Origin of the sequence: Nocardia sp. CC227C, from assembly GCF_030767025.1 — a bacterium.
Classification (GTDB): Bacteria; Actinomycetota; Actinomycetes; order Mycobacteriales; family Mycobacteriaceae; genus Nocardia.
The window spans coordinates 403,810-427,181 of record NZ_JASITE010000003.1 but is presented as its reverse complement, the minus strand read 5'-3'; the positions used below and the strand labels follow the sequence as shown (position 1 = coordinate 427,181).

Annotated in this window: 22 protein-coding genes; 8 read left to right on the top strand and 14 right to left on the bottom strand. The window is 68.3% G+C overall.

Translation table 11 applies throughout. The annotated features are described in order from the left end of the window. The first annotated feature begins 13 nt into the window (after positions 1 to 13). The 3 genes from sdhA (at position 14) to QMO76_RS07765 (ending at position 3,834) form a co-directional block, all read left to right on the top strand. Positions 14 to 1,813, top strand: a complete 1,800-nt coding sequence (sdhA, locus tag QMO76_RS07775) for a succinate dehydrogenase flavoprotein subunit (RefSeq protein ID WP_306360497.1) — start codon at positions 14 to 16, stop codon at positions 1,811 to 1,813. After that, a complete protein-coding gene (locus QMO76_RS07770; RefSeq protein ID WP_029925565.1) occupies positions 1,813 to 2,580 on the top strand; it encodes a succinate dehydrogenase iron-sulfur subunit in 768 nt (255 codons plus the stop codon). Before sdhA ends, QMO76_RS07770 begins: the two co-directional genes overlap by 1 nt. 357 nt (positions 2,581 to 2,937) lie before the next feature. Then, complete coding sequence (locus tag QMO76_RS07765; RefSeq protein ID WP_306360496.1) at positions 2,938 to 3,834, top strand: phenylalanine 4-monooxygenase; 897 nt, start codon at positions 2,938 to 2,940, stop codon at positions 3,832 to 3,834. On the opposite strand, the gene QMO76_RS07760 is transcribed toward QMO76_RS07765, so the two are convergent. Together QMO76_RS07760 and QMO76_RS07755 are read right to left on the bottom strand one after the other, a co-directional pair. After that, positions 3,800 to 4,420, bottom strand: coding sequence for a TetR family transcriptional regulator (locus QMO76_RS07760; RefSeq protein ID WP_306360495.1), 621 nt, complete (start codon positions 4,418 to 4,420; stop codon positions 3,800 to 3,802). The genes QMO76_RS07765 and QMO76_RS07760 overlap by 35 nt on opposite strands. Beyond that, a complete protein-coding gene (locus QMO76_RS07755; protein ID WP_306360494.1) occupies positions 4,410 to 5,774 on the bottom strand; it encodes an MFS transporter in 1,365 nt (454 codons plus the stop codon). The genes QMO76_RS07760 and QMO76_RS07755 overlap by 11 nt, the downstream gene beginning before the upstream one ends. Before the next feature lie 98 nt (positions 5,775 to 5,872). Between QMO76_RS07755 and QMO76_RS07750 the strand changes: the two genes are divergently transcribed. Both QMO76_RS07750 and QMO76_RS07745 read left to right on the top strand, forming a co-directional pair. Continuing rightward, positions 5,873 to 6,547 (top strand): ester cyclase, encoded by a 675-nt coding sequence (locus QMO76_RS07750; RefSeq protein ID WP_306360493.1) that lies wholly within the window; start codon positions 5,873 to 5,875, stop codon positions 6,545 to 6,547. A 213-nt stretch (positions 6,548 to 6,760) separates the two neighbouring features. Next, complete coding sequence (locus QMO76_RS07745) at positions 6,761 to 8,125, top strand: D-alanyl-D-alanine carboxypeptidase family protein (RefSeq protein ID WP_306360492.1); 1,365 nt, start codon at positions 6,761 to 6,763, stop codon at positions 8,123 to 8,125. A gap of 19 nt (positions 8,126 to 8,144) precedes the next feature. Here the strand turns inward: QMO76_RS07745 and yhjD are convergent, their stop codons facing one another. The 3 genes from yhjD to QMO76_RS07730 all read right to left on the bottom strand — a co-directional run bounded on the left by yhjD (position 8,145) and on the right by QMO76_RS07730 (position 11,275). Beyond that, positions 8,145 to 9,161: an inner membrane protein YhjD gene (gene yhjD / locus QMO76_RS07740; RefSeq protein ID WP_306360491.1), complete on the bottom strand. Its 1,017-nt coding sequence runs from the start codon at positions 9,159 to 9,161 to the stop codon at positions 8,145 to 8,147. A 65-nt stretch (positions 9,162 to 9,226) separates the two neighbouring features. Then, positions 9,227 to 10,258: a tryptophan--tRNA ligase gene (gene trpS / locus QMO76_RS07735; RefSeq protein ID WP_306360490.1), complete on the bottom strand. Its 1,032-nt coding sequence runs from the start codon at positions 10,256 to 10,258 to the stop codon at positions 9,227 to 9,229. Between the two features lie 78 nt (positions 10,259 to 10,336). Further along, a complete protein-coding gene (locus QMO76_RS07730) occupies positions 10,337 to 11,275 on the bottom strand; it encodes an oxygenase MpaB family protein (RefSeq protein WP_306360489.1) in 939 nt (312 codons plus the stop codon). A 107-nt stretch (positions 11,276 to 11,382) separates the two neighbouring features. Here QMO76_RS07730 and QMO76_RS07725 point away from each other — a divergent pair, with 107 nt between their 5' ends. Then, positions 11,383 to 12,018, top strand: coding sequence for a TetR/AcrR family transcriptional regulator (locus QMO76_RS07725; RefSeq protein ID WP_306360488.1), 636 nt, complete (start codon positions 11,383 to 11,385; stop codon positions 12,016 to 12,018). 296 nt (positions 12,019 to 12,314) lie between these two features. On the opposite strand, the gene QMO76_RS07720 is transcribed toward QMO76_RS07725, so the two are convergent. From QMO76_RS07720 to QMO76_RS07710, 3 genes are read right to left on the bottom strand one after another with little or no spacing between them, the layout of a single operon-like run. Continuing rightward, positions 12,315 to 13,040 (bottom strand): barstar family protein, encoded by a 726-nt coding sequence (locus tag QMO76_RS07720; RefSeq protein ID WP_306360487.1) that lies wholly within the window; start codon positions 13,038 to 13,040, stop codon positions 12,315 to 12,317. Then, entirely contained in the window at positions 13,040 to 13,594 is a 555-nt protein-coding gene (locus tag QMO76_RS07715) for a ribonuclease domain-containing protein (protein WP_306360486.1), read from the bottom strand. The genes QMO76_RS07720 and QMO76_RS07715 overlap by 1 nt, the downstream gene beginning before the upstream one ends. Then, positions 13,591 to 14,406 (bottom strand): exodeoxyribonuclease III, encoded by an 816-nt coding sequence (locus QMO76_RS07710; RefSeq protein ID WP_306360485.1) that lies wholly within the window; start codon positions 14,404 to 14,406, stop codon positions 13,591 to 13,593. The genes QMO76_RS07715 and QMO76_RS07710 overlap by 4 nt, the downstream gene beginning before the upstream one ends. Positions 14,407 to 14,469: 63 nt before the next feature. Here QMO76_RS07710 and QMO76_RS07705 point away from each other — a divergent pair, with 63 nt between their 5' ends. Further along, positions 14,470 to 15,330, top strand: a complete 861-nt coding sequence (locus QMO76_RS07705) for an alpha/beta fold hydrolase (protein ID WP_306360484.1) — start codon at positions 14,470 to 14,472, stop codon at positions 15,328 to 15,330. Between the two features lie 162 nt (positions 15,331 to 15,492). On the opposite strand, the gene QMO76_RS07700 is transcribed toward QMO76_RS07705, so the two are convergent. The 6 genes from QMO76_RS07700 to QMO76_RS07675 form a co-directional block, all read right to left on the bottom strand. Continuing rightward, on the bottom strand, positions 15,493 to 16,329 hold the full coding sequence (locus QMO76_RS07700) for an SDR family oxidoreductase (protein WP_306360483.1): 837 nt from the start codon (positions 16,327 to 16,329) through the stop codon (positions 15,493 to 15,495). A 150-nt stretch (positions 16,330 to 16,479) separates the two neighbouring features. After that, positions 16,480 to 17,745, bottom strand: a complete 1,266-nt coding sequence (locus QMO76_RS07695; protein ID WP_306360482.1) for an acyl-CoA dehydrogenase family protein — start codon at positions 17,743 to 17,745, stop codon at positions 16,480 to 16,482. 45 nt (positions 17,746 to 17,790) lie between these two features. Next, complete coding sequence (locus tag QMO76_RS07690; protein WP_306360481.1) at positions 17,791 to 18,669, bottom strand: SDR family oxidoreductase; 879 nt, start codon at positions 18,667 to 18,669, stop codon at positions 17,791 to 17,793. A gap of 38 nt (positions 18,670 to 18,707) precedes the next feature. Next, a complete protein-coding gene (locus QMO76_RS07685) occupies positions 18,708 to 19,571 on the bottom strand; it encodes a MaoC/PaaZ C-terminal domain-containing protein (protein WP_306360480.1) in 864 nt (287 codons plus the stop codon). Position 19,572: 1 nt separating this feature from the next. After that, positions 19,573 to 20,010 (bottom strand): SRPBCC family protein, encoded by a 438-nt coding sequence (locus QMO76_RS07680; protein WP_306360479.1) that lies wholly within the window; start codon positions 20,008 to 20,010, stop codon positions 19,573 to 19,575. A 76-nt stretch (positions 20,011 to 20,086) separates the two neighbouring features. Continuing rightward, a complete protein-coding gene (locus QMO76_RS07675; protein ID WP_306360478.1) occupies positions 20,087 to 21,343 on the bottom strand; it encodes a lipid-transfer protein in 1,257 nt (418 codons plus the stop codon). 334 nt (positions 21,344 to 21,677) lie between these two features. Between QMO76_RS07675 and QMO76_RS07670 the strand changes: the two genes are divergently transcribed. Next, positions 21,678 to 23,330, top strand: a complete 1,653-nt coding sequence (locus QMO76_RS07670) for a cytosine permease (RefSeq protein WP_306360477.1) — start codon at positions 21,678 to 21,680, stop codon at positions 23,328 to 23,330. Positions 23,331 to 23,372 lie beyond the last annotated feature (42 nt).

Sequence of the window (23,372 nt, the reverse complement as noted above, 5' to 3'; positions counted from 1 at the left end):
CAGGCCACCTCGCATGAGTGAGCGCAGCGAACGAATCAACAGTGCTGGTGAATCTCGCCCTGTTCAGGAGCACCGTTACGACGTCATCATCGTCGGTGCCGGTGGCGCTGGCATGCGTGCGGCGATCGAGGCCGGTCCTCGCGTCCGCACCGCCGTACTGACCAAGCTCTACCCGACCCGCTCGCATACGGGCGCGGCGCAGGGCGGCATGTGCGCCGCGCTGGCGAACGTGGAGGAAGACAACTGGGAGTGGCACACCTTCGACACCGTCAAGGGTGGTGACTACCTGGTCGACCAGGACGCCGCGGAGATCATGGCCAAGGAGGCCATCGACGCCGTGCTCGACCTGGAGAAGATGGGCCTGCCGTTCAACCGCACGCCGGAAGGCAAGATCGACCAGCGGCGCTTCGGCGGCCACACCCGCGACCACGGCAAGGCCCCGGTCCGCCGCGCCTGCTACGCCGCCGACCGCACCGGCCACATGATCCTGCAGACGCTGTACCAGAACTGCGTCAAGCACGACGTGGAGTTCTTCAACGAGTTCTACGTGCTGGACCTGATCCTCACCGACGGCGAGCGCGGCCCGGTGGCCACCGGTGTGGTGGCCTACGAGCTGGCGACCGGCGATCTGCACGTGTTCCACGCCAAGTCGATCGTGTTCGCCACCGGCGGCTCCGGCCGCATGTACAAGACCACCTCGAACGCGCACACGCTGACCGGCGACGGCATGGCGATCGTGTTCCGCAAGGGTCTGCCGCTCGAGGACATGGAATTCCACCAGTTCCATCCGACGGGCCTGGCGGGCCTGGGCATCCTGATCTCGGAGGCCGTCCGCGGTGAGGGCGGCATCCTGCGCAACGCCTCCGGCGAGCGCTTCATGGAGCGCTACGCCCCCACCATCAAGGACCTGGCGCCGCGTGACATCGTGGCGCGCTCCATGGTGCTCGAGGTGCTCGAGGGCCGCGGCGCTGGACCGAACAAGGACTACGTCTACATCGACGTGACCCACCTCGGCGAGGAGGTGCTCGAGGAGAAGCTGCCCGACATCACCGAGTTCTCCCGCACCTACCTGGGCGTGGACCCGGTGAAGGAGCCGGTGCCGGTCATGCCGACCTGTCACTACGTGATGGGTGGCATCCCGACCCGCATCCGCGGTGAGGTGCTGCGCAACAACACCGACATCGTCCCCGGCCTGTACGCCGCGGGCGAGTGTGCGTGCGTGTCGGTGCACGGCTCGAACCGCCTGGGCACCAACTCGCTGCTCGACATCAACGTGTTCGGCCGCCGCGCCGGTATCGCCGCCGCCGAGTACGCGCAGCGCAGCGAGTTCGTGGAGATGCCGGAGAACCCGGCGCAGATGGTGCAGGACTGGCTGGCGCTCATCCTGTCCGACCACGGCAACGAGCGGGTGGCCGACATCCGCACCGAGCTGCAGTACACGATGGATATGAACGCCGCCGTGTTCCGCACCGAGGACACTCTCAAGCAGGCGCTCACCGATATCCACGCGCTCAAGGAGCGGTACGCGCGGATCACCGTGCAGGACAAGGGCAAGCGCTACAACAGCGACCTGCTGGAGGCGGTCGAGCTCGGCTTCCTGCTGGAGCTGGCCGAGGTCACCGTGGTCGGCGCGCTCAACCGCAAGGAGTCGCGCGGCGGCCACGCCCGCGACGACTACCCGGATCGCGACGACACCAACTACATGCGCCACACCATGGCCTACAAGACCGGGCCGGAGCTCATCTCCGATATCCGGCTGGACTACAAGCCGGTGGTGCAGACCCGTTACGAGCCGATGGAGCGTAAGTACTGATGACTGCTGTCGCTGAAACGCCGCAGAAGGCGGCTCCGGTCCCCGAGGGCTCGACGATCATCACGGTCAAGATCGCCCGGTTCAATCCGGAGGACGGCCAGGGCCAGCACTGGGATTCCTTCCAGGTGCCGGTGCTGCCGACCGACCGGTTCCTGAACGTGCTGATCTACATCAAGTCCTACCTGGACGGCACGCTCACCTTCCGCCGCTCCTGCGCGCACGGCGTCTGCGGATCCGACGCCATGCGCATCAACGGTGTGAACCGGCTGGCGTGCAAGATCCTCATGAAGGACATGCTGCCGAAGAACGGCAAGGACATCACCGTCACCGTCGAGCCCATCCGCGGCCTGCCCGTGGAGAAGGACCTCGTGGTCGACATGGAGCCGTTCTTCGACGCCTTCAAGGCGGTCAAGCCGTACCTGATCACCTCGGGCAACGAGCCGACCCGCGAGCGCATCCAGTCCCAGCACGACCGCGCCCGCTTCGACGACACCACCAAGTGCATCCTGTGCGCCTGCTGCACCACCTCCTGCCCCGTGTACTGGAGCGACGGCAGCTACTTCGGCCCGGCCGCGATCGTGAACGCCCACCGCTTCATCTTCGACAGCCGTGACGAGGGCGCCCGCGAGCGCCTGGACATCCTCAACGACGTCGAGGGCGTCTGGCGCTGCCGCACCACCTTCAACTGCACCGACGCCTGCCCCCGCGGCATCGAGGTCACCAAGGCCATCCAGGAAGTCAAGCGCGCACTGCTGTTCGCCCGCTGAGTTCTCCGCCCGCCGAGTCCCGGCACAGCCGGGGATACGACGTGGGATACGAAGGCCGCCCGCATCACTCGACGCGGGCGGCCTTCGCGCATTGGGCGGCTCACGCCGGAACCACTCACCGCGGCAGGTCCCAACGGTGCGCCCGGCGTCGACCGGTGGTGGCGTCGGCAGGGTGAGCCGTCGGACATGCTCGCCCCACCTCGCCGCTCGGGCCGAGTTGTGGGTCGTGCGCGAAGTGCCCACCGGTGCTGGAGTGAATACCGGTACAACCGGCCGAGCGCTCTGGTCAGCTAGGCAATCTGTTCAGCTGGGACGGCTTTTGTTGTCGTACGGCCCGGCTGGTGCTTGCCTGGAAGCATGTTCACCGAAGCTCAGCTGTACTCGCCGGTGACCACGGGCGCCGACGGTGATGTGACGGTGCATCTGAGCGACGAGCATCCCGGCGTGCACGATCCGGAGTATCGGGCCCGCCGCAATGCCATTGCCGCCCTCGCACTGTCGTATCGCCCCGGGGAGCCGGTGCCCCACGTCGACTACACCGCCGAGGAACAGGAGGTCTGGCGGATCGTCTCCGCCGAATTGGCCCGCAAACGCCGTCGCTACGCCTGTGCGGAGGTGCGGGCGGCCGCCGAGCGTCTGGCGCTGCCCGCCGACCACATCCCCCAACTCGACGAGGTGTCCGCGGCGCTGACCCCGCTCACCGGGTTCCGCTACGTGCCCGCCGCCGGGCTGGTGCCGCTACGGGAGTTCTTCGGTTCCTTCGCGGACCGGATCTTCCACTCCACCCAGTACATTCGCCATCACAGCGCGCCGCTGTACACCCCGGAACCGGATGCGGTACACGAAATCCTGGGCCACGCCAATCAATTGGCCAGCTCGCGCTTCGCCGCCATCTACTCCGAGGTGGGCGCGGCGGTGGCCCGGTTGGAGACCGATGCCGCGCTGAAGTTCCTGGCCGATGTCTTCTGGTTCTCCATGGAGTTCGGCGTGGTCCGCGAGGAAGGCGAAGTCCGTTGTTACGGAGCGGGATTGCTGTCCTCATACGGTGAGATCGAGGAGTTCCGCGCGGCCGAGCTGCGACCGCTGGACATCGCCGAGATGGGCACCGTCAGCTACGACATCACGCACTATCAGCCGATTCTGTACTGCGCGGAGTCCGTGGCCGAGATCGAGGACGTGGTGGGCGGATTCTTCGCCGAGATGGACGACGAGTCGCCGCTCAGAGTGGCATCCCGGCCGACAGGAAGTCGATGATCCCGGCGACCGCCGCCAGATCGAACGGATCGCGGTCGGGGTCCATCAGCACCGCCTCCGCGGCCCCGATGAATGCCCCGGCCAGGGCGCGTACCTCGACGTCGTCGGTGTCCCGGCCGACCCGCTCGGCGACCATCCGCGCGATCATGTCGACATTGCGGTCCATCTCCCGGGCCAGCGCGCCGCGCAGTTCCGGGACGCTGCGCACCAGCGCCGCGCGCTCCCGCTCGAATTCGAACTGGCTCGGCTCGAGCGAGCCGATGGACTCCAGCATGGTCCGCTTCAGCGCTTCCAGGGCGGGCAGTTCCCGCGGCTGTTCCCGGTACTTCGCGACGACGATCGGGTCCAGGTCGTCCATGAGCACCACCTGCTCCTTGGACGGGAAGTAGCGGAAGAACGTACTGGGCGACACCTCGGCCGCCTCGGCGATCTGCTCCACGGTGGTCGCGGCGTAGCCCTGCTCGCGGAACAGTCGGAAGGCCTCGACGCGAATGGCCCGGCGGGTGCGCTCCTTCTTCCGCTCGCGCAGCGACCCGCCGGACCGCTCGGCGGCTCGGCGGGTCTCGGGCTTCGACTCAACCGGCATGCAGTGATTGTCCCGTATCGGGCGCGGGCGACTCACCTTCGGCTCGCGATCCGATGGTCAGCGCCGCGAGCCCGGCCGCGGCCAGGCAGATCGCCGCGCACACCCACAGCATGGTGCTCATACCGCCGACGAAGGCGGTCCGCACCGTGTGCAGCGCGCCGTCGCCGAGCTGATGCGCCACCGCCACACCGGAATTCACGCTGTCGCTGATCGGCGCGCGGTCCAGTTCGCCGAGTCCGGCGCGGTAGGCGGTGGACAGCACCGTGCCGAGCACGGCGACGCCGATGGTGCCGCCCGCCTGACGCAACGCCTGCAGCAGCGCGGAACCGGATCCGGTGCGCTCGGCCGAGAGATCGTCGATGGCCAGCCCCATGGCGGCGGGCATGACGAGGCCCATGCCGATGCCGAGCACGGTCAGGGATGCGGCCGCGACGGCATAGCCGCTGTCCACGGTGATGAGTCCACCCAGAGCGAGCCCCGCGGCGAGCAGCGCGAACCCGGAGGTGAGCACCACTCGCGGTCCGGCCGCGGGCAACAGCCTGTCGGTGACCCGGGTGCCGATGAGCAGGCCCGCGATGAGCGGCAGCAGTCGCAGCCCGCTGCCGAGCGCGTCGGCGTCCAGTACCGCCTGGAAGTACTGCGGCATGGTGAAGAACAGTCCGAACATGGCGAATTGCACCAGGACCATGTACACGGTGCCCCAACGGAATCCGCGCGCCCGGAACAGTTCCGGATCGATCAGCGGATGCGTGGTCCGCCGCTGCCACAGCGCGAACACCGCCAGCAGCGCCACCCCGGCGGCGATGCAGCCCCAGGCGATGCCGTCGCCCCAGCCCCGGTCGCCGCAGCGGATGAAACCGTAGGTGAGACCGAGCATGCCGAGCACCGACAGCGCCACGCCGGGCAGGTCCATGCGAAACGCGCTGTCTCCGCGCGATTCCGGCAGCAGCTGCGGCACCGCGATCGCGCCCACGATCACCAGCGGCACATTGATCAGGAACACCGATCCCCACCAGAAGTGCTGGAGCAGCCAGCCGCCCACGATGGGGCCGAGCGGCAGCCCGACGGCGGTGGCGGTGATCCAGATGGTGAGGGCACGCTGCCGCTCGTCGGGGTCCGGGAACAGGCCGGGCAGGACCGCCAGGGACAGCGGCATCATGGCCGCCGCGCCGATGCCGAGGGCGACACGGGCCGCGATGAGTTGGCCGGAGGTGGCCGCGAAGGCGCACGCCACCGACGCGGCGCCGAACAGCAGCAAGGCGCCGAGCAGGAACCTCCGGCGGCCGTAGCGGTCGCCGAGCGCACCGGCGGGCAGCATGAGCGCGGCCACCACTGTCAATTGTTCTCGCGTCATCCGCGTTCGACGCGACGCCGCCCGGGTTCACTGTTAGGTTCAACCGGTCCGAAATGAGATCGACTGACCCACATCGGGTCTGGACACAAAGGCGCGAAATGACGGTTGATACAACAGAATCCGATGCCACCGAGACCCCACTCCACCTCCAGGGCCGCGATGCGGTGATCGCCGCTGCGGCAGCGGAGGATTGGCGCGCGGAGGCTCCGGACTACCACCTGAGCAAGGAGGTGATGCCGAAGGAGCGCACCACCGACCACGCCCCCGGTTCGCTCGAGGCCATCGTCGAGGAGCTGGTGAAGGTCTTCGAGATGGAGGTGTCACACAAGAAGGACCCGGCCACCTGGGTCTCCCTGGTCGCCGAGCACTACCGCGGCCGGGTCAACGGCGGCCCCTGGCAGAACGCCGAGGAGTTCGCCCGCATCGGCAGCTACAACATCCTGATCGGCGACAACCCCTACTACCCGGCGGGCGAGGACTTCGAATCCTCGCACCACATCTTCCACACCGCCTTCCCGGGCGGCTTCTTCTGGGAGGTGCTCGAGGTGCTGGCGGGCCCGCCCACCGTCACCTTCAAGTGGCGGCACTGGGGCCGCTACACCGGTGCGTACCAGGGCCACGAGCCCACCGGCGAACTCATCGAGATGACCGGCATCACCATCGCCAAGGTCAGCGAGGATCTGCGCATTCTCGAACTCGAGCACTTCTACGACAACAACAAGCTGCTCGGTCCGCTGGCGCACGGCTGCCCCGTACAGAAGGCCTCCGAATAGCATTCTCCCCCAAGCGGTTACGACCGCTTTGCCGAATCACGGGCTCGTCACCCGGTCTCGGCGACTACTCCGGGGGGAGATCTTCGAGCGTCGTCGGCCTCCGCGCGGTCGGCGACGCGCCGGAAACCGTGTGCACGATCCCCGCGATCGCGTCGCGCGACCGCACGGGACATCCGCCGAGCCACGGATCAGCGCCCTTTAAGCTCATCCACGATGAGTATTCGCCGCGGGCCCGCGCCCGACGACCTCGCAGCCGATTCGCCCCGGCGCCGCTCGGACGGCCACCGGGGCATTCGCGCCACCCGGATCTCGATCCGCACGGCAGCCCTGCTCGCGGCCGGGATCACGGCACTGTCGGCGGTCGGTCCCGCCACCGCGCAACCGCCCACCACCGAGCCGACCACCACGGCGCCGTTCACCACCCCCAATACCGACTCCTGCCCGAACAAGACGCAGCCGCCACCGCCGATCGACACCTCGGAGGTGCCCGCCCCGGGCCAGCCCACGCCCACCCCGCTGCCGATTCCGGCGAAACCCGTGGGCGGCGACGAACTCGGCGGCTGCGGCCTGGTGCTGCCGACGGATGCGCCGGCGGTGCCGGAGGACATCTCCGCCACCGCGTGGGTGGTATCGGACCTCGATACCGGCGCGGTGCTCGCCGCCAAGGATCCACACGGCCGCTACCGGCCCGCCTCCACCATCAAGGTGCTGCTGGCGGCCGTGGCGCTGCGCACCCTCGATCTCGACGAGGTGGTGACCGGCACCCAGGAGGACGCGAATATGGAGGGCACCCGGGTCGGCATCGGGCCCGGGGGCCGCTACACCAATCGGCAGCTGTTCCAGGCGCTCATCATGGCCTCGGGCAATGACGCCGCCCACGCCATCGCCGCCCAGCTCGGCGGCGACGCGGCGGCGGTGGCGAAGATGAACGAGCGCGCGAAACAGCTGCGCGCCTTGGACACCCGTGCCGCCACCCCGTCCGGCCTGGACGGTCCGGGCATGAGCACCTCGGCCTACGACCTGGCGGTGCTGTTCCGCGACGCCATGGAGATCCCGCTGTTCGCCGAGCTCATTCGCACCGAACAGGTGGACTTTCCGGGCTTCCCGGCCAATCCGCTGGTCCCCGGCGACGAGGACCACCCCGGCTTCGCCATCGGCAACGACAACCACCTGCTCTTCAACTACGAGGGCGCGCTGGGCGGCAAGACCGGATTCACCGACGACGCCAGGCAGACGTTCGTGGCCGCCGCCGAACGGGGCGGCCGCCGACTGGTGGTGACGCTGTTGCGGGCCGAGGTGCGCCCGCTGCGGCCATGGGAGCAGGCGGCCCGACTGCTGGACTACGGTTTCGCGCTGCCGGAGGCGGCGGCCGTCGGCTCGCTGGATGCCGATTCCGACAGCGGCGAGAGCACGGATTCCGCGGTGGCCGTGGCGAGTCCGCCGCTGAGCGACGCCGGAGCGATCTCGCCGCGCGGCCGTGCACACGACGAGTTGCGGGTCACCCTCATGGTCGGGGGCACCATCCTGGTGCTCGTGCTGCTGGCCGTCGCCCGCCGCATCAGCCGCCGACGCTACTGAAGCGGCCGGTCCGGGCGCTTCATCGTCGGCGACGCAGCGTCGAAAGCAACCCTGCCGCAAGGGCTCCCGCGCCGAAGAGGGCCGCGCCCGCTCCGGCCGTGAGCCCCGGTCCGCTCGTCCGCGGTTCGATGACCGCCGGACCCGGCACCGGAATGTCGGCCGGGACTTCGTTCTCCGAGGCGGTGGCGGCCCATGCGGTGGCGAACAGGATGATGCGCGCGGTGATGTAGCTGAACACCAACAAGCCGATGATCGGACCGAAGGCGACCCCGGCCGGGCTGGTCGCCACCCGCTTGAGAATGAAAGTGGCCAACTGCTTGAAGATTTCGAAGGCGATGGCCGCCATGAGCGCCGCGCGGGCCGCACTGCGCAGGGTCACCGCGTGCCTGGGCATGCGGGCGATGATCCAGACGAACAGCGCCCAGGTGGCCAGCACCGCCAGCAGCAGCGACAGCACGGTCAGCACGGCGGTCGCGCCCGGAACGTGGTCGAGACCCACGCGTTCGAGCAGTTCGCCCGCGAGTCCGCTGCCCGCCAGGACGGACAGGCCCAGGGACACCACCGAGGCCAGGCCGAGGCCGATGAGCGCGAGCAGATCCGAACCCTTGGTCACGAACCAGTTCCGCTCCTCGGCCTTCTGATCCCATTGCTCGGTGAGCGCCGCGCGCAGATTCGCCACCCACCCCAGGCCGGAGTAGAGGCCCGTCGCCAGACCGATGACGCCGACCCCGGCGCGGGAGTCGACGGCCTGATCGACGACGTCGTTGAGCTGTTCCCCCGCCGAACCCGGGATGTTCTCGACGATCTTCTGCTGCATCTCGGTGAGCAGTTCCGGATTACTGGCCAGAATGAAGCCGGCCACCGCGAAACCCACCATGAGCAGCGGGAACAACGACAGCACGGTGAAATACGTAATGCCCGCCGCGTAGTAGTCGCCGCGCTGACGCTGATAGCGGCCGCCCGCGCGCACCATGTGATCCAGCCACGGGCGAGCCTGGATCGCACGCTCGATCCACGCCTTGACCTTGTCGAACACCGTTCACCTCCGCCACGGCCCCACGCGGGCGCGGCGGATATCGGTACTGCGCCGACTCGGCCGAATCAGTTCGGTCGAGCCAGGAAGCCGACCCGGTCGTACACCTGCGCGAGGGTCTTGCCGGCGACCTCACGCGCCCGCTCCGCGCCCGCGGCGAGGACGCGATCGAGTTCGCCCTGGTCAGCCATATACTCTCCCACCTTCGCCTGGAAGGGGGTGACAAATTCGATCAGCGCGTCGGCGGTATCGGCCTTGAGATCGCCGTATCCCTTGCCGGAGTAATCCTGCTCGAGGGTGACGATCGGGGTCTCGGTGAGCGCGCTGAGAATGGCGAGCAGGTTCGAGACGCCGGGCTTGTGCTCGGGGTCGTAGCGGATCTCGCGTTCGGTGTCGGTGACGGCCGAGCGGATCTTCTTGGCCGAGACCTTGGGGGCGTCGAGCAGGTTGATCAGCCCCGAATCGCTGGCGGCCGACTTGCTCATCTTCGAGGTCGGATCCTGCAGGTCGTAGATCTTGGCGGTGCCGGACACGATATGCGCCTCGGGCACCACGAAGGTCTTCTTGAACCGGGTATTGAAGCGCTGCGCCAGATTTCGGGTGAGTTCCAGGTGCTGGCGCTGATCCTCGCCGACCGGCACCTGATGCGCGCGGTAGAGCAGGATGTCGGCGGCCATGAGCACCGGGTAGGTGAACAGACCCACGGTCGCGTTGTCCGCGCCCTGCTTGGCCGACTTGTCCTTGAACTGGGTCATCCGGCCGGCCTCGCCGAACCCGGTGATGCAGTTGAGCACCCAGGTCAGTTCGGCGTGCTCGGGCACGTGCGACTGCACGAACAGCGTCGACTTCTTGGGGTCGACGCCCACGGCGAGCAGCTGGGCGGCCGAGATCTTGGTGCGCTCGCGCAGCTGTTTGGGATCCTGCGTCACCGTGATGGCGTGCATATCCGGGATGAAGTAGAAGGCGTCGTAATCCTCCTGCATGCCCACCCAATACTGCACCGCGCCAAGGTAGTTGCCGAGGTGGAAGGACCCGCTGGTCGGCTGGATCCCGGACAGGACCCGCTGCTTGCGATCGGGGGTGGGTGCAGGACTGGACATGCCCCGATCTTCCCATGCCGTGTCCACCGGAATTCCGGCCCACCCCGCCGCGGCGCGCGGGGCCGCCCGCGCCGCCCGTCAGGCCCCGAGCCGCGCCGCCAGCGGACGCGGATCGACCCCCGGCATACTGGGCCGACCGGAGTTCACCAACTGCTGTTCCCGGCGGGTGAGCAGGCGATAGAGCGGATGGCTGGGTCCGGCGAGCGGGCCGCGCAACGGGGCGGGCACCAGCGGCGGTGCGATGTGGGCGGTGCGGACGGCCCGGGCCAGGCCGCGGAAGGCGACCTCCTCGGCCAGGCCCCACTTCACCTCGAACATCTCGCGGATGCGCGGCGGCAGGCTGCCCTGCACGAGCAGCGAGAATCCCGACGCGGCGGACTGGAACGGCATGGGCAGCGGATAGGCGACCCGCTGCCCCATGAGATAGGAGCCGACCAGTTTGGCCTCATCGGTGAGGAACAGCTCATCGGAAGCCAGGTAGGCGTCGAAGGAACGACGGAATTCCCGGTAGGTGGCGGGGGCGGCCGAGCGCGGCATGCCGAACAACTCGCCCCAGCGCACATAGTCCTGGTAGAGGCCCTCGCGCTCGGCACCGGTCAGGCGGCGGACCAGCAGATCGTGCATGGCCTCGGCGGAATCGAAGGTGAAGGCCATGGTCATGTACATCAGGTGCGGGTCGCGCGCGGAGTAGCGGGACCCGGCCGGATGCTTGTCCCCCGCGGCCTCCGGCAGTGCGCCGCTCACCGGTGCGTGCCGTTTGCGGGTGAAGGCCAGCGCCCGGTCGGCCTCGGCCTTGCTGCCCAGGAAGACGGCCTCGAACAGGCGGCCGGTCAGGGCGAGCCGGGTGTAGGGGGTGGTGCGGTGCTGGGTGTTCTCGGCCGTCCCGACATACAGCAGCGGATTGACCGCGCCGATCACCAGCGCGCGCTGGCCGTAGGTCAGACCCACCGCCCGTTTGCGCATGACGCGGCGAATCATCGAATCGTCGGAGAAGTAACCGGGCTCGTGTGCAGGCATCGTTGCCTCCAGTCGGGTGACGCACATCTATCTGGCAAGAGCATCCCCCAGAATCACAATTCTGGCAAGGAGTCCTGCCAAAAACGCGACCGTGCCAGAATCGATTCGTGACCGGGCAGCGAACCTACGGTGGCGTCTCCGCGGAACAACGGCGCGCGGGACGCCGAGCCGCCCTGCTCGACGCGGCCCTGGACATCCTCGGCACCGACGGTCTGGACCGGCTCACCGTCGCCGGGCTGTGCGCCCGCGCCGGACTCAACGAGCGCTACTACTACGAGCACTTCGACAGCCGCGACGCCGTGCTCACCGCGCTGTTCGACGGCATCGCCGAGGAATTGGCGGCGGCGGTGCTGCGCGCGCTGATCACCGCTCCCGACAACACCCGCGGCAAGGCCCATGCCGCCGTATCCGCCGGAATCGGCGTGCTCGCCGATGATCCGCGCAAGACCCGGGTGGCCCTGCTGGTCAGCGCGGCCACCCCGGAGTTGCGCTCCCGCACCCTGCGAACCATCCGCACCTTCGCGAATCTGGTCGCCACCGAGGGCATCGACTTCTACGGCCTCACCGAGGCCGACCCCGACCCGGCCATCGCCTTCCGCGCCACCTATCTGGTCGGCGGGCTGGTGCAGATCCTGGCCAGCTGGGTCGAGGGCGACCTCGCCATGACCCGCGACGAACTCATCGACCAGACCACCGACGTCTTCGTGCTGCTGGCCGAGGATCTGGCGCTGCGGCTGCGCTGAGCCCAGCGGCTGCACTGAGCCGGAGCCGACCGGACTCGCCCGTCAGCGGGCCGCACCGTCGCCGAATACGACCGGCGTGACCGGAGATTCGACCGACGCGCCACCTCGGAGGCACTCGGTCGTGCGGACCCTGAAACATCACGCGGAGCACCGCACCCCCGCGCGGCCCGACGACTCGCGGCGTCGGCCATCGCCGTTTCGAACCAGGAACGTTCGTCGGGCTCATCGCCCCGTATCGCGAACCGCGATGACGAACCAGGCGGCCGGGCCGACGCGATCGTCCGGCACCCGTGCCGTCAACGCGCCGCGTCGGCATCCCCGGTGTCGAAGGACAGCCGTGCCGCCGACATATCGGCCGGTGCGACGCCCTGGAGCAGCACGCGGAACACCACGCCGCGGGCGGCCCAGTAGTCGGCGGCATCGGACATGGCGGAATCGAACCAGGACCGCTGCGCGGGCGCGTCGGCGAGCAGTTCGTCCGCGTCGCGCACGGCGATCACATAGCCCCGCGCGGTGCCGAGACAGTCGTCCAGGTCGCGCAGGCTGTCGTCGAAGGCGTCGAGATTGCCGCCGAAGTAGTACGGGAACTGCAAGGCGGCGGCGAACTCGTCGAGCACGCCCGCCACCGTGCGCATGCTGCGCCCACGCACCTCGCGCGCCACATAGCCGTCCGGCACCGCGTAGCGGACACCGCCGAACTCGGGGGCGCTCACGTCCAGCGCGCCGAGCACGGGAGACCGTGCCCCCGCGCCCGCCCTACCCGCCGCATCGGCCCGCTCGAACGCAGACGCCGAATTCGGCTCGGCGGCACCCGTCCGCCCGGCCTCGTCCGCCCCGGACCCGTCCGCATCCGACGCAGGCGGCACCCCGGCCACCTCACCCGGCGGCTCCGCCGCGCCCCGGCCCGGCGCGGGGCCGTCGCCCGGCTTCGTGACGCCAGCGTCCCGGGCTCGTTGGGCGGGCGATTGCGTGCGGTCGGCCGCGGCGGACAGGAACTGGGACAGCGGGATCGGCCGGGGCATCAGCGCATCCTCGTGAAGGTGTCGTAGTGGTCGCCGGTGTAGTAGGCCGAGCCGTCGCTGCCGGTGACGATGCGTTCGGCGTCGCGGCCTCGGCCCCGCTGCTTGGGGTTCACATCCCATTCGCGGTAGCTGATCGGATCGCCCGCGGCGTCCTTGCTCGGCAGGGCGCGGGAGCGGTTGAAATACGTGTCGCCGCCGTGGGTTCCGGGAGCGTCGGCCGAATCCGGCCAGCGGCCCGCATCGATCTCGACGAGGGTGCGGTAGGCGCGGTCGGGGACGCCCGGAACCCGGCTGAGGGAGGCCGCCGTCGTCGGTGCGCCGCCGCTTCCGGTGGGCGGTCCGGGTTTCGGCGCGGTGGTCGCGGGCACGGCGTCCCGATCGGCCGCGGTGGTTGATTCAGCCGCGGTGGTTGCGGTGGCCGCGGGGCGAGTTCCGTTGGGCGAGCCCGCCTCTGGGTCGGAGTCGCCGCCGCGCGAGCCCAGCACCGCCACCGCCAGCGCCACCAGGGCGACGCCGAGCAGCAGCCAGGCGCGCAGCCGGGGCGAGACGGTCACCGGTACTGCACCGTGACGGGGGCGTGGTCGGACCAGCGCAGCGCGTAGGTCGGGGCCTTCTCCACCACGGCCTGCTTGGCCCGCCCGGCGATATCGCCGCGCGCCAGGTGGTAGTCGATGCGCCACCCGGCGTCATTGTCGTAGGCCCGGCCGCGGTAGGACCACCAGCTGTAGGGTCCGGCGACGCCCGGATGCAGTTCGCGCACCACGTCCACGTATCCGGCGGCCAGCATGCTCGACACCCAGGCCCGCTCCCCCGGCAGGAAGCCGGCGTTCTTGATATTGCCCTTCCAGTTCTTGATGTCGAGTTCGGTGTGGCCGATATTCCAGTCGCCGCAGATGACGAAATCGCCGGTGTGCGCCAGCATGCGGGCGCCCACCGCGTCCAGGAAGCGGTACTTCTCCTCCTGCATGGGCGTATCCGCCTCGCCGGTGTGGACGTACACGCTGGCCACGGTCAGCTCATCGAAGTCGACCTCGATATAGCGGCCGGTGCCACCGAATTCGGCGCTGGGAACCCAGGTTCCGTTGTCGTCGTGGCCGATGCCGACCCGCACCGCCCGCGGCTCGCGCCGCGACAGCACACCCACGCCCGCCCGTCCCTTCACGCCCGGTTCGGCGAGGCTCAGGAACCATCCGGCATCCAGGGCCGGAGCCAGCGCCTTGCGCGTCTGCTCCTCGGTTGCCCGCGTCTCCTGAAGGCAGATGACATCGGCCTCGGTGACGTCCAGCCACTCGAGCATCCCCTTCCCGGTCTTACCGGTGGCCGCGCGGATCCCGTTGACGTTGATCGTAGAGATGATGGTGGGCACGATACGACCGTACAATGCGGCTATCCCACTCTTCTCGTGGACATCGAGGTCCAGGAAGGGGTGATGACGATGACGTCAGGCACCACCACGCCCACCACCCCGCTCACGCCGATGCGAGCCCTCCACATGGGTTCCGGCGAACCGCTGCTCCTGCTGCACGGCTTCATGCTCTCCCCGCACTGCTGGGAGCAGGTGGCACAGCGGATGGCCAGCCACTGCGAGGTGTTCGCCCCCGCCTTCACCGGGCACTGGGGCGGACCGGATTTCGAGGGCTGGTATCTGGACGTGAGCGCCCTCGCCGATCGGATCGAGGATCAGCTCGACGAGATGGGCTGGCGCTCCTGCCATATAGCCGGGAATTCGCTGGGCGGCTGGGTGGGCTTCGAGCTGGCGCGGCGCGGCCGGGCGCGCACACTCACCGCCATCGCTCCGGCGGGCGGCTGGCAAACCCCGTCCAGCCTGCAGATCCGGGTGGGACTGAAGTTCCTGTCGCTGGTACCGGTGGTGGAGATCGGCAAACGCCTGCCCGAGGCCGTCGCGTTCAGCCCGCCGATCCGCCAGCTCGTCGCGGCCCTGCTCACCAAGAACGTCTCGGCCGCGCACCGGCGTGGCGTGGAGGCGGCCATCACCTCGGCCATGAACTGCAAGGCCATGATCCCCATGCTGGTCGGCGGCCTGCGCGCACCCTGCCTCGAGCATCTGGGCGATCTGCCGACCCCGGTGCGGCTGCTGATGTGCGAGCACGACCACATCATTCCCAACCGGGTCTACGCCCGCCGTTTCCTGAAGGAACTGCCCGACACCTCGGACCGCATCATGATCCACGGCGTCGGACACGTCCCCATGCTGGAGGCCCCGGACCGCATCGCCACCCTCATCGCCGAGCACGTCTACGCCAGCCGCACCCGCCTGCGCGCGGTGTGAGACGGCCGGGATGACCGGCCGCGCCGGTGGTCCGCACGCGCGGAAAGGCCGCACCAGCCCGCGCACGGTGGGATCACCGCCGGGACCGTCACCGCGTACGGCCGGGATCCCGGCCGTACCGCGAGCCGCGACGAGCAGCTGCGTGGGCGGCGGTCGCGCGGTTCAGTTCTCGCCGCGGGCGCGCTGCTCGTAGGCGCGCCGCGCGTCCTGGTCGACCTCGTCGGTGAACACGTGCTCGAGCCCGAACGAGCGCGCCAGGAACTCGTTGGCCACCCGGGGCAGGAAGTACTGGAGGTGGACCAGCGCGCCCGCGACGCGGGTCACCGACACCCGATGGCGCGGCTTGGCGATGAGTCCGGCGACCGCGTCGGCGATGTCCTTCGGCTCGGCGTTGCGTAGCCCCTTGGCTCCCTGGGTACCGGCGATCAGTTCGGTATTGGTGAAGGTCGGTGCCACGGCGGAGAAGTGCACGCCGGAATCGCGGTGCTCGAGCCGCAGCGCCTCGGTGAGCTGGAGCACGGCGGCCTTGCTGGCACAGTAGGTCGCCAGTCCCGGGGTCGGCGCTTCGCCCGCCAGCGAGGCGATATTGATGATGTGGCCGCGTCCGCGCGGCAGCATGCGCTGGGCGGCCAGCTTGCTGCCCAGCACCACGCCGTACACATTGATATCGAGGATGCGCCGGGTGACCCGGTCCGGTTCGTCCGCGAAGCGGCCCGCGGGCATGATCCCGGCATTGTTGACCAGGACGTCGAGCGGCCCCAACCGCCGCTCGACCTCGTCCAGGAAAGCGGTGAAGCTGTCGGGGTCGGTGACGTCGAGCGTGCCGTAGACCTCCAGGCCCAGATCCGCGCCCGCCTCCTTGACCTTGGCCTCGTCCACATCGCCGATGGCCACCAGTGCCCCGAGATCCCGCAGGGTGCGCGCGGTCGCGAACCCGATGCCGCGCGCCCCTCCCGTGATCACCACGACCTTGCCCGCGATTGTCGCCGCCGTACTCATCTCGCCTCCAAGTCGGCATCGGCCGGGACTCCGGCCGGGTCACTAGTTCGATGATTCACTGCCCCACCGGTGTCCCGCACAGATTCGGTCGAATCGCCGTGTGCCCGCAAGCGCCGAGCTCCTCGGCGCGGGCGACTCCCGGCCTGCCCGCTATTGCGCGAGCAGCCCCTTGGCCACGTGGGTCACCTGGATCTCGTTGCTACCGGCGTAGATCATGAGCGACTTGGCGTCGCGGGCCAGCTGCTCCACCCGGTACTCGGTCATGTAGCCGTTGCCGCCGAACAGCTGCACCGCCTCCATGGCGACCTCGGTGGCGGCCTCCGAGGCGTACAGCTTCATGGCCGAGGCTTCGGCGAGGGTGGGCTGCTTTCCGGCCCGGCCCCGTTCCAGCGCGCTGAACACCATGTTCTGCACATTGATCCGCGCCACCTCCATCTTCGCCAGCTTGAGCTGCACCAGCTGGAAGCGGCCGATCTCCTGGCCCCACAGCTTGCGGTTCTTGGCGTAATCGACGCAGAGCCGGTGACATTCGTTGATGATGCCCAGCGCCATGAACGCCACGCCGACCCGCTCGGCGGTGAAACTCGAACGGGCGCTGTCGCGTCCGTCGCCGCCCTTGTGCTCCTCGGTCTCGCCGAGCAGGCGGTCCTTGGTCAGCCGCACATTGTCGAAGAACAGTTCACCGGTGGGTGAGGAGTGCAGGCCCATCTTCTTGAACGGCTTGCCCTGGGTGAAGCCCTCCATGCCCTTGTCCAGCACGAAGGTCAGCACCTTGCGATCCCGCTTCTCGGCGCCGTCGCCCTCGTCGAGCTTGGCGTACACCACCACCACGTCGGCGTACGGGCCGTTGGTGATGAACGTCTTCTGCCCGTTGAGGATGTAGTCCTCGCCGTCGCGCTTGACGTAGGTCTTCATCCCGCCGAAGGCATCCGAACCGGAATCCGGTTCGGTGATCGCCCAGGCCGCGACCTTCTTCATGGTCACCAGATCGGGCAGCCACCGCTCCTGCTGCGCGAGCGTGCCGCGCGAGGAGATGGTGGTGGCCCCGAGACCGATGGAGACGCCCATGGCGCTCACCAGACCCATGCAGACACCGGACAGTTCGCCGATGAGCACGGCCATCAGCGATTCCTGACCGCTGAACGGGCTGCCACCGCCGGAGTCCCGCTTCGACTTCTCCGGCAGCGGCTCCCCCGCGGCGAGGGCCTCCTCCTTGGCCCGCCGCTTGGCCAGCATCTTGGCGACCATCTCACCGGTCATGACGTCGATCCCGAACTCGCTGAACAGCTTTCGGATCACCGGGTAGGGGGACATCTCGCCGCTGTCCAGGGCGTCCAGGTTGGGGCGGACCTCCTTGTCGATGAACGCGCGGACCGCGCCGCGGATCATCTCATCGGTCTCGGACCACTCGAACATCGTTGTTCTCCTCGATCTTTCGAAGATCTCTGGGCTAAGTAGAGGTCAGGGCAGGCGGTTGGCGATATCGTCGATGGCCCAAGGACCTTCGGTCTCTATGGTCTTCACGTCGTGCCAGCCCGCCAGTTCGGAAATGGCGCCGCCCTGCACCGCGAACACCTTGCCGGTGATCGGGCACTTCTCGGTGGCCAGGTAGGCCACCAACGGAGAGATGTTGGCGGGACTGAAGGCGTCGAACCCACCCTCCTCCACCGCATCCGCCTCGGCCGCCATCATCGCGCCCATGCCCGGCGTGGCCAGGGTGAGGCGGGTGCGGGCGATCGGGGCGATGGCGTTCACGCGCACGCCGTAGCGGGCCAGCTCATCGGCGGCCACCAGGGTGAGCGCGGCGATACCCGCCTTGGCCGCACCGTAGTTCGCCTGACCGGCGTTCGGCACGGTGGTGCCCGACGCCGACGCGGTGTTGACGACCGCGGCATCGGGCTGGTTGCCCGCCTTGGACTGGTCCTTCCAGTACCCGGCGGCATGCCGCAGAACCGCCGCGTGCCCCTTGAGGTGCACGGCGATGACCGCGTCCCACTGCGATTCGTCCATGCCCGCGATGAAGCTGTCGCGCAGAATGCCCGCGTTGTTCACCACCGCATCGAGGCGGCCGAACTCCGAAACAGCCTGATCCACCAAATTTTTCGCGCCCTGCCAGGCGGCGATGTCGTCGGTGTTCGCTACCGCTCGCCCCCCTGCGGCGACGATCTCGTTCACGACTTCCTGCGCCGGACCCGTATCGGCCCCCTCACCGGCATTGCTGCCGCCCAGATCGTTCACGACGACGGCCGCGCCCTCGCGGGCGAACAGCAGCGCGTGCTCCCGGCCGATACCGCGACCGGCGCCGGTGATGACGGCCACCCGGCCTTCGAGTGCACCCATGGAAACTCTCCTTCGAAATGTCTGTGGCTGGGCGGTTTTCAGTCGGCTACGACGGCCACGCCGTCGGTCAGCACCAGATCGTCACCGCGCGCGGTCACGAATGCGTAGCTGGTGCGCCCGTTCTCGCTGCCGGTACGCCAGATCCGGGTCTCCAGATCGTCATCGGGGAAGACCATCTTCGAGAAGCGCACCGCGAACCGCTTCAGCCGGTGCACATCCGAGCCCGCCACCTCGGCGAGCACCCCCCAGGACGACATGGCCATGGTGCACAGGCCGTGCGCGATGATGCCGGGCAGTCCGGCGTCCTTGGCCACCTGCTCGTCCAGGTGGATCGGCACCGGATCGCCGGAGGCCGGTGAGTAGCGGTAGGTCTGGTCGGCGTCCACGTGTGCCGCCACCGTCGCCAGCGGTTCCCGTTCCGCCAGCGCCGGATCGAATTTGTGCGGCGGGGCGGTGTCGCCCACGCGCGGCCCGGCGTCGAGGTTGCGGAAGAACGCGGTCAGATACTGCTCGTTGACCAGTTCCCCGTCCTCGGCGCGGCATTCGATGAGCACGGTGATGGTGGAGCCGTTGTCCCGGCCCTCGTAGCCGATGACCTTGGCCCGTGACCGCAATCGGTCGCCGGGACGGATCGGCCGGTGGAAGTGGAAGTCCTGCTCCCCGTGCACGACCCGGCCGAAGACGTCCATCGGCACCACGTCGAGGATGGGCACCATCATGGCGTCGAAGACCGGCACGATCCCGAAGATCGGCGGCGCGATATCGCCCTTCAGATGCGCTTCGATGGGATCGTTGGTGGCGGCGGCGTATTCGGCGATCCGCTCCCGGGTGACCTCGAAGGGCTCCTCGTCACTCCAGACATCGAGCCCTTTGGGGTCGAATTCGACGGCGGTGCTGGCCATCTCAGGCCGCCGTGGCGAGGGAGTCGAGCTGCGCGAGTGTCTTGTCCAGCTGGGTCAGGCCGTCCTTCTCGACCGCCTTGCCGAGGGCGCCCTTGATGAGCGCGCCCTCGAAGTCACCGGAGACGGCGAACTTGGTGCCGTCACCCTCGGCGGTGATGTCGAAGGTGAACTGCACCTTCACCCCGGCCATACCGGTGCCGCTGAGCACCATCTTGGTGGGCGCTTCGACGCTCTCCACCACCCACTCGATCTTGTTCGCCATACCCAGCATGACGATCTTGGCGACCAGCTTGGCACCGGGAGCCAGGGTGGCGGGCGGCTCCTCCATCCAGCGCTCGTGAATGGAGAACCACTTGTCCCAGGTCTGCGGGTCGGAGACGACCGCCCACAGGGCGTCGGGGGTGGCGTTGAGGGTCTTGCTGGCTTCGATGTGGCCCATGGGGAAACTCCTGTGTCGTGCCTGGGTCCGGCGCTGCCGCGCACGGCGACCGGTGGGGATGGGAAGGTCGGCTGCCTCAGCGCTCGGCGCGCTGATAGGCGGTGACGACGGCCGCGCCGCCGAGGCCGATGTTGTGCTGGAGGGCGGCGGTCACGTTGTCCACCTGACGCTTGTCGGCCCGACCGCGCAGCTGCCAGGTCAGTTCCGAGCACTGCGCCAGGCCGGTCGCGCCCAGCGGATGCCCCTTGGAGATGAGCCCGCCGGAGGGGTTCACCACCCACTTGCCGCCGTAGGTGGTCTGATTCGCGTCGATGAGCTTGCCTGCCTCACCCTCGCCGCACAGGCCCAGGGCCTCGTACAGCAGCAGCTCGTTGGCGGAGAAGCAGTCGTGCAACTCGATGACCTGGAAGTCCTCCGGACCCAGTCCGGCCTGGTCGTACACGCTGCGCGCGGCCTGGACGTTCATGTCGTAGCCGATGATGTTCTTGGCGGTGCCGTCGAAGGTGGAGGCGAAGTCGGTGGTCATGGACTGGCCCACGATCTCGACTGCCTGCCCCGCGAGGCCGTGCCTGTCCACGAACGCCTCGCTGGCGAGGATGACCGCGCCGGAACCGTCCGAGGTCGGCGAGCACTGGAGCTTGGTCAGCGGGTCGTAGATCATGCGCGCACCCAGGATGTCGTCGAGCGAGTACTCGTCCTGGAACTGCGAATACGGATTGTTGACCGAGTGCTTGTGGTTCTTGTAGCCGATCTTGGCGAAGTGTTCGGCGGTGGTGCCGTACTGCTTCATATGCTCCCGCCCGGCCGCGCCGAACATCCACGGGGCCACCGGGAACAGCACCTCGGAGATCTCGGCGAGGGCGAGAATGTGCTTGCCCATGGGCTGTTCGCGATCGTCCCAGGTGGACTCCAGCGAGCCCGGCTTCATGCGCTCGAAGCCCAGCGCCAGGGTGCAGTCCGCGAGCCCGCCCCGAATCGCCTGCGCCGCAAGGTAGAGCGCGGTCGAACCGGTCGAGCAGTTGTTGTTCACATTGACGACCGGGATGCCGGTCATGCCGAGCTCGTAGACGGCACGCTGGCCCGAGGTGGACTCGCCGTACACGTAGCCGACGTAGGCCTGCTGCACTTCCCGAAAGTCGATTCCGGCGTCCGCGAGAGCCTTGGTCCCGGACTCCCGTGCCATATCGGGGTAGTCCCAGTCACTGCCGTCCTCGTTCTTGCGGCGGCCCGGCTTCTCGAACTTCGTCATGCCGACGCCGACGACATAAACCCTGCTCGCGAAGCGAGTCGTTGGGGGGTGGTGGTCGGGTGACGGGTGGGCCCTGTTCGTCATCGAACTCCTCACATCCGCGATCCGTTCGGATCGAACTGGCCACAAACATACAGCCCTGTACGTAACTAGACAAGGGCTATCCCGATTGGCCTGGGCCAGGCGACCAAAAATCCAGGTGAATGCGGGATTACTGCACATACAGCCAGAGGTGTATGTGCACCTCACGCGGGCGCACGCGTAACCGGTACGCCAGCCGATAGCCAGCCCTTGTGATCCACGCCACCGGTGAGGATGGCGTAACGGCGGCGTAATGGATCGGCAACTGCCCGTGCACATCCCTGTACGAAGTTCACATGGTTGCTGTGCACGCTGAGAGGTTTGACGGGAGTAGCACGTGGTCGATATCGATACCCGCGCGACCGATTCGGATGGAATAGCCGCCGCCAAGGAGACTTTGGAGGACTACACCCTCCGATTCGCCCCGCGCAGCTATCGCAAATGGAGTCCGGCGGTGGTCGGCGTATCCGCCCTCGGCGGTATCGCCTACCTGGCCGACTTCGCCATCGGGGCGAATATCGGAATCGCGCACGGCACCGGAAACGCGCTGCTGGGCATAGGTATTTTCGCGATCGTCGTCATGCTCACCGGATTTCCTCTGGCCTACTACGCCGCGCGCTACAACCTCGATCTCGATCTCATCACGCGCGGTAGCGGATTCGGCTATTACGGCTCCATCGTGACGAATGTGGTGTTCGCCTCGTTCACCTTCATCTTCTTCGCGCTCGAGGGCTCCATCATGGCCCAGGGCCTGGAATTGGGTCTGGGCGTGCCGCTCTGGCTGGGTTATCTGGTCTCCACGCTCATTATCTTCCCGCTGGTCATCTACGGCATGAACACGCTCGCCAAGTTGCAGGTGTGGACGACTCCGCTGTGGTTGCTGCTGATGGTGCTGCCGTTCGGATTCCTGCTGGTGCGCCATCCGGACTCGGTGTCGGCGTTCTTCGCCTACGGCGGCGAGGACGGTGCGGGCGTGAGCCTGTCGGGCACCCTGCTGGCCGCGGGCGTCTGCCTGTCGCTCATCGCGCAGATCGCCGAGCAGATCGACTATCTGCGCTTCATGCCGCCGCGGACGCCGGAGAACGCGCGCCGCTGGTGGACCTGGATGCTGCTGGCCGGGCCGGGCTGGGTGGTCTTCGGTGCGCTCAAGCAGGTGGTCGGCCTGTTCCTGGCGGTCTACCTGATCGCGAATCTGCCTGCCGCGCAGGGCATCGCGAATCAGCCGGTGCACCAGTTCCTGGAGATCTACAAGGATATGGTGCCGGGCTGGCTGGCCATGACCCTCGCGGTGGTGCTGGTGGTCATCTCGCAGATCAAGATCAACGTGACCAATGCCTACTCCGGCTCGCTGGCCTGGACCAACTCCTACACCCGGGTCACCAAGACCTACCCGGGCCGCCTGGTCTTCCTGGTGGTGAACCTCGCCATCGCGCTGGTGCTCATGGAAGCCAACATGTTCGACTTCCTGAACAATATCCTCGGCTTCTACGCCAACTGCGGCATCGCCTGGATCGTCACCGTCGCAACGGATATCGCGATCAACAAGTACGTGCTGAAGCTCTCGCCCAAGGTGCCGGAGTTCCGTCGCGGCATGCTCTACGACTTCAACCCGGTGGGCCTGGTCGGCTTCGGCCTCTCGACGGTGCTGTCCATCGCCACCTTCTTCGGGTTGTTCGGCGACCTGCTGAAGCCGTACTCGCCGCTGGTCGCCATCGTGGTCGCCTTCATCGCGACGCCGGTCATGGCCATCGCCACGAAGGGCAGGTACTACCTGCGCCGCGCCGACGACGGCATCGACGCGCCGATGTTCGACGAGCACGGCAACCCGTCCGGCGAGACGCTGCCCTGCGCGGTCACCGGCATGGAGTTCGAGCGGCCGGACATGATCGCCTCGGCGGTGCCGGGTCCGGAGGGCGAGATCCAGTACATCAGTTCACTGGCGCTGTCCACGGACAAGGCGGGCATCCACCTGCTGCCCCGCCAGCACTGAGTCCACCGAGCACTGCGTCCGCCGAGCACCGAGTCCACCGAG